The organism is Pseudoalteromonas aurantia (assembly GCF_005886875.1).
In the GTDB taxonomy this organism is placed as follows: domain Bacteria; phylum Pseudomonadota; class Gammaproteobacteria; order Enterobacterales; family Alteromonadaceae; genus Pseudoalteromonas; species Pseudoalteromonas aurantia_A.
Genome location: NZ_PNBY01000116.1, coordinates 20936 through 27167, shown reverse-complemented (window position 1 = coordinate 27167; position 6232 = coordinate 20936). Strand labels below are relative to the sequence as shown.

3 protein-coding genes are annotated in these 6232 nt (G+C 39.5%); 2 read left to right on the top strand and 1 reads right to left on the bottom strand.

All coding sequences use genetic code 11. The features are described 5' to 3' along the window. The first annotated feature begins 385 nt into the window (after positions 1–385). Positions 386–2698, top strand: coding sequence for a methyl-accepting chemotaxis protein (locus CWC18_RS21105; protein WP_171041160.1), 2313 nt, complete (start codon positions 386–388; stop codon positions 2696–2698). An 83-nt stretch (positions 2699–2781) separates the two neighbouring features. Here CWC18_RS21105 and CWC18_RS18500 read toward each other — a convergent pair whose 3' ends face one another. After that, on the bottom strand, positions 2782–4887 hold the full coding sequence (locus CWC18_RS18500; RefSeq protein ID WP_171041159.1) for an EAL domain-containing protein: 2106 nt from the start codon (positions 4885–4887) through the stop codon (positions 2782–2784). Between the two features lie 530 nt (positions 4888–5417). Here CWC18_RS18500 and CWC18_RS18495 point away from each other — a divergent pair. Continuing rightward, entirely contained in the window at positions 5418–6185 is a 768-nt protein-coding gene (locus CWC18_RS18495; protein ID WP_432760761.1) for a peptidylprolyl isomerase, read from the top strand. The last annotated feature ends 47 nt before the right edge of the window (positions 6186–6232 follow it).

Genomic DNA, 6232 nt, shown 5'->3' with positions numbered 1-6232 from the left:
GGGAGTGTCCATATATGTCTGATATGTCAGATGAATAACAATTAAATTTAAACAAAACAGCTCTCTACGGTTGCATGATTAACGAAAGTGAGTTGGTACTCATTATATAAAACACGTTTTATGCGGTATTTTTACACTCTCTCGTAAAGATACCAGCTACCCTTTAAAGGTCAAATTATACGAAGCTCGAGCAAGAGGAAAACGGTAGGTTTAGGCATTTTTTGATTATTCTTTGACAATTGACAGATATCTGAAAAATATATACTTTTTATGTACTTTATACTTGGCGATTGTACGCAAATAAACTAGCTTTAATACAGTGCCAAGGTTATTTTGGCTTTTTATTCGAAGAGGTATCAGCGTGCGTATAAAAACAAAGATTATAATGAATGTAGCTGTCATTATTGCTGTTGGTGTACTCACCACATCAGTTGTTTTGACCAAGTTAGCGGAGTCGATGACATCGACAGCGTTAGAAGAGCAATTACAAAATCGATTGATCGGGCTGCGAGATGCAAAGGCTGAACAAATTACCAGTTATCTAGATAACATTGAACACCATATTGCGACATTGGCGTCATCTGTTATGACCGTTGAGGGAGCGGTACAATTTAGTGATGCTTTTAAGCAGTATACCCTTTCATCCACATCGGCTTCATCAGCACAAGTAGATAGCAAGTTGTCTCAGTTCTATCAGCAACAGTTTTTATCGACTTATAAATCTCTTAATGACAACAAAAATATCAATGTTCAGTCTCTGTTAACGACGTTATCTGAGCATGGCAAAGCATTGCAATATACCTATATTGCTAATAATTCACATCCACTAGGTAGTAAAAGTGAATTGATTAATTCCGATGATGGGAGTGCTTATCAGCAGGCGCACGTTCAATACCACCTTTCATTTAAGAAAACATTAGAGGCTTTTGGGTATTACGACATATTTATCGCAGATGCGAAAACGGGGGATGTTGTTTATTCTGTATTTAAAGAACTTGATTTTGCTACTTCATTAAAGAATGGGGCATATGCAAACTCAGGGCTGGGTAAGGCATATCGTGCTGGCATGAACTTATCTGAAGGAGAAGTTAAAATTATTGACTTCCACCCTTATACACCTTCATATGAAGCACCTGCTGCTTTTTTTGCGTCGCCGATATTTAAACAGGGCACTCGCGTTGGGGTATTGATATTTCAAGCCCCTGTGGACCGAATTAATGACATTATGACATATCACGAACAATGGCAGTCTCGTGGCTTGGGTATGTCTGGGGAAACCTATTTGGTTGGCGACGATGGCTTGATGCGCTCACAAAGCCGGTTTTTACTTGAAGACAAAGCTGCATACTTGGCTGCACTGACCAGTTCAGGCATTGACAATAAAACCATTAAGCAAATCGATATCAGAGATTCTTCTTTGGGGATTGCACCAGTAGATACGCAAGCGGTGCGAGCGGCATTAAAGGGGCAACAAGGGTTTGGTTTAATCGCCGACTATAGAGGGGTGAAGGTTGCATCAGCCTATGGATTTATTGAAGTGGGTGATAATCGCTGGGCAATTTTAAGCGAAATTGATGAGTCAGAAGGGTTTGCGGCAATGGATGGCATACTCAGTTCGTTAGTCACTACTGCGATTATTAGCACGCTTATTATTATTGCTTTGGGATTAACCGCAGCATGGGCGTTGGGTGGATACCTTTCTAAGCCGATATTGCAATTGAATGACTTTGTTATGCGAGTTGCGAATACACTCGATTTGTCGCTTAGGGCTGACTTGCGAGCAGGTAAATCAGATAAAGATGAAATTGGTCAGGTTGAACGCTCATTCAATTTAATGATGCAAAGTATTAATGGTGCAATACAGGAAGTATCTGACTCATCTACTAATTTAAGTCGCTCGGTTAACTTGCTTAGAGACAACTTTAATGTGGTGACATCACAGTCACAAGAACAATCAGGCATGACACTGCAGCTATCGGCTGCAATTGAAGAGATGGCGCAAACATCAGACTCGTTGGCCGAATCTGCAAAAAGTTCTAATCATGCGACACATGCGGCGGTTGATCAGGTAAATGACGGTAAGCGTAATGTTGAAGCGAATATGCATTATAACGAAACGCTTAAAGAAACGATTTCAACGACTTCAAACAGTGTCGATAGAGTGGCAAAAGACAGTAACGATATTGGCTCTGTATTAGAGGTGATCAGAGGGATTGCTGAACAAACAAATCTACTGGCGCTAAATGCCGCCATTGAAGCTGCCAGAGCGGGTGAGCAAGGCCGAGGTTTTGCCGTTGTTGCTGATGAAGTTCGTTCGCTTGCACAAAAAACTCAGGATTCTACCAAAGAGATCCAAACAATCATCGAAACACTACAACATGGTACGCAACAAACAGTAACGACGATGAAAGTTGCGCTCAAAAGTGTTGAAGACACGCTTGTTACTACCCATAAAGTGACAGACTCCTTTGAAGGAATAAACAAAGAAGTTGCTGAGATTGAAGGTTATAACTCTCAGGTAGCAACCGCAACATCAGAGCAAAGCGCCGTTGCACGTGATATGGCGCAGCAAGTGTCGTCTATTAGTGAGTTGGCTGCAAATAACAACCAATCAATAGAGTATGCATCTGGGTGCTGCAATGAACTTGAAGGTGAATATAAGCGATTAAGAGATCTAGTATCTCGATTTAAATTGTAGACCATATGCAGCCTTGCATAGTAAGTGTTCTGTATATTTTATGACAACGTCAAGTATATTAAAGAAGGGCCAAATATAGTTTATTAATGTGCTTGTAGTTGCAATACATAAGGGGCGAGTACTTGCTCAATCGGCTGTGGGGTCGAATAGAGGTAACCTTGAAATTCTTGCATCCCAAGTTGGGCAAGTGCGTCGCGTTGTGGGGTTGTTTCAACCCCTTCTGCAAGGGCTGCGATACCCAGTTTAGCACATATTTTGACCATACCGCTGAGTAATGCATGCTGGTTTCTATCTGTGTCTATCTTGTCTAATAAACTTCGATCAAATTTAAGTCGATTAATAGGGTACTCAATCAATCGAGCGATATTTGAGTAACCCGTACCAAAATCATCTATAGCGAGCTTTATACCGAATTGACTCAGTGATTTTAGTTGCATCAGGGTGTGGGCTCTATCATTTGCAATGCTATATTCGGTAAGTTCAAGTTCAATAGCACTTGCTGCTAGATTGTACTTTTGTAAGTGTGCTTTAATTTGTTGTGCAAAATCGTCTTGTTCTAAATCTTGTGCGCTTACATTAACAGCTATGGGCACGGAAAGTGCTGGGTAGTTTGCTAAGGTTTGACACAATTTATGAATAATATACTGGGTTAATGCTTCGATCAGTCCAAACTCCTCGGCGATAGCAATAAATTCACCTGCAGGGACGAAGCCCAGTAAATGGCTGTTCCAGCGCGCCAGTGCTTCAAACCCAATTAATCGACCACATGCGAAATGCTTACCTTGCAAGTAAATTTCTAACTCATCGTACTCTAGCGCTTTTTCTAGGAGCAGGGCCATTTCGTGACGACCGAGACGCTGTTTTTTCAGGCTAAAGTCAAAAACAGAATACAGCACATTTGAATGACGTAATTCGCATGCTTGAACAGCGTTTTTTAATAAACGTTCGGCGCTATAACCATGCTGCGGATAGGCCGCAACAGAAACTGCATATTTAGCGTGGTATTGCAGGTTTCCTAAGCGTATCCAAAAATCAAGGTTTTGCTGCCACTGTTTGACCGTATCGATGACCGCTCCGTTATGGGCTGCAATAAAACCTAATCGACCAGAGCCTAAATAGGCAACAGCACTATTTGCCTGATTATGGTGTTCAAATATTTTGTTTATGTGTTTGTATAATAGTTTGCGTTGTTCAGCGTCTATGCCGTGTTCTAGTACTTTTAAGTTTTGGTTATCGGCAATTGCGACAATAAAAGGGGCAGCCCCTTTAACGGCGATATCTATTTGCTCACGTAGCCATGTTTTATTGGGTAAATTCACCTGCGTATTGAAGTACTTGGTTTGATGGTGTTGTGCACCGAGTGCTTTAAATTGTTGTTGAAGGTGAAACTGTTCAGACGCATCACTGACATACCATGCAGATAAAGATTTTTCATGGCGTTCTTTTGCATCAATTTGTAGTATTGAGTTAGCGCGTTTATAAAGCTGGCCACTATCACCAATTGCTTGGTTGAATATGAGCTTACTATGGCATGGTAGAGGGTGATGATACAAGTTAAGTAGTTGTTTTGCTTTTCTATTTGCTTCAACGATTTGTTGTTTTTCATTGACTAAAATAATGGCGGAGTATGCATTTTGGAAAAATTTTCGGTATAAATTCTTTTGTTTTTCTAGTAATGCACTGTGCTGTTGTAACTGCTGTTGTAAATGCATGGCTGCAAGGCTTGTACGCCATACAGCCAATGGGATACAAATATTAAAAAAGAAAAAAACAAAAGTATGAATATAAAAGTGTGCATTGTGCAGTAGTTCAGCTTGGGCATTTTTAGCTGGCGAGCCTAAATCTTGGAAAATGATGTATAGCGGTAACAAGTTTAAAACCGTATAACACGTCGACGTTTTTCTGCCAATTAAGAGAAGTGCAATTACAGGCGTCACGTAGGTAATGGTGGCGCTGATCTGTATGGCGTGTATCGCAGGCGTGAAAAGGTGAATGTAAATCGCAAAAATGGTGATACTCAGAAGCAAAGTATGCGCACTAAAAAAATAGTACTTACGGCTAAATAATAAGAGGCTAAATATAATCGTACTTGCAACACTGGTTATCGTTAAGTGGCTTGGGGTTTGCGATGCCACATAGGCATATAGGCTGTGTGATGTGATAGCAAGAGAAATGAGAAATACAGTCATTAACATTAGCCGCAGAGCACTGACTTGCCAATGTGCGATATGCCGAGTGTGAGGTAAGTTGTCATCTAAGTGGAAAAATTGTCGCAAGTTATACAAATTAATTCATTATAAATCATTGGCTTTGTGGTAATAATATCGACTGTGGTGAAAAGCTGCAATTGTTATAAGTTATTAAATTTAAGAGTTTTAATGACAGCGCTATCATTTTCTTATTTTTATTGTTGATCTAAATGAGGTTTTGGGACTCTGTCAGTGTGTATTTATTTCAATAAGCGACAAGACCACAGATAAGATACAGTGTAATTGTGATTACTGTTTAAGCAAAGTATGTTTATTGAGTTATCTTTACTGGAAATAAAGTGTTATTGCTTCATATTATGGTGTTTTGTAAAAACGGCGCTTGATTTTGTTATTTTTTGTAAATTCAACAAGATTTTATGGTGATTAATCGCTTTTATAATTACCATTGGGATAATTAAAACGTGTATCAACAAAAAATATTAACATTTAAGTAGCATACTATGAATAAAATGAAAGCGTTATGTCTTTGTACATTATTGAGCACTAGCAGTACAGCTTTTGCAACGATTGTGGAATTTGAAACCTCTCAAGGTTCTTTTCAAGTTAACCTGTTTGATCAAACAACCCCAATCACAGTAAATAATTTTTTACGTTATGTAGATCAAAATAGTTATCAAGACTCTACGGTACATCGTAGCGTGCCTAACTTTGTGTTACAGGGCGGTGGTTTTAAGTATGAAGGGACAATTCCGTTAGATAGAATTGAAACATTTTCTTCAATACAAAATGAGCCGGTATTGTCTAACGTCCGTGGTACAATTGCGATGGCTAAACTCAGTAACAGTGCAAATAGCGCGACAAGTCAGTGGTATTTTAATCTGAAGGATAATAGCGTGAGCTTAGATGCGACTAATGGCGGTTATACTGTCTTTGGTCAAGTAACTACTGAACAAGGTATGGCTGTTATAGATAAAATAGCGGCTTTAGATCGCTGCGGTGAAGTACCAGTCGTTAATTACACCTCTTCCCAATGTAGTGACACGAGTGTTGATCCTGATGAAAGTAATTTGGTGACTGTTAATAACATAGTGATAATTGATGCAGATCCTACTACGGCAGCAAACTTGTCACCAAAGTCTAATACGTTAATTGATAACGTACCTACACCAACTCCTAATCCAGTTCCAGAGCCCGAAAAGTCGTCGAGTGGTTCATTATTAACGAGTTTATTTCTTATGGTTGGTATTGTGGGGCGACGTTATAGGAAAAAAAGGTAAAATTAGGCAATACACACCCCCAATAGTTCAGTGAGGTGTGTATTGTT

Excerpts from the sequence above, each read along its gene's own strand:
- CWC18_RS18500 (WP_171041159.1), bottom strand. The coding sequence starts at position 4,887 with ATGACTGTATTTCTCATTTCTCTTGCTATCACATCACACAGCCTATAT.
- CWC18_RS18495 (WP_432760761.1), top strand. The coding sequence starts at position 5,418 with ATGAAAGCGTTATGTCTTTGTACATTATTGAGCACTAGCAGTACAGCT.
- CWC18_RS21105 (WP_171041160.1), top strand. The coding sequence starts at position 386 with ATGAATGTAGCTGTCATTATTGCTGTTGGTGTACTCACCACATCAGTT.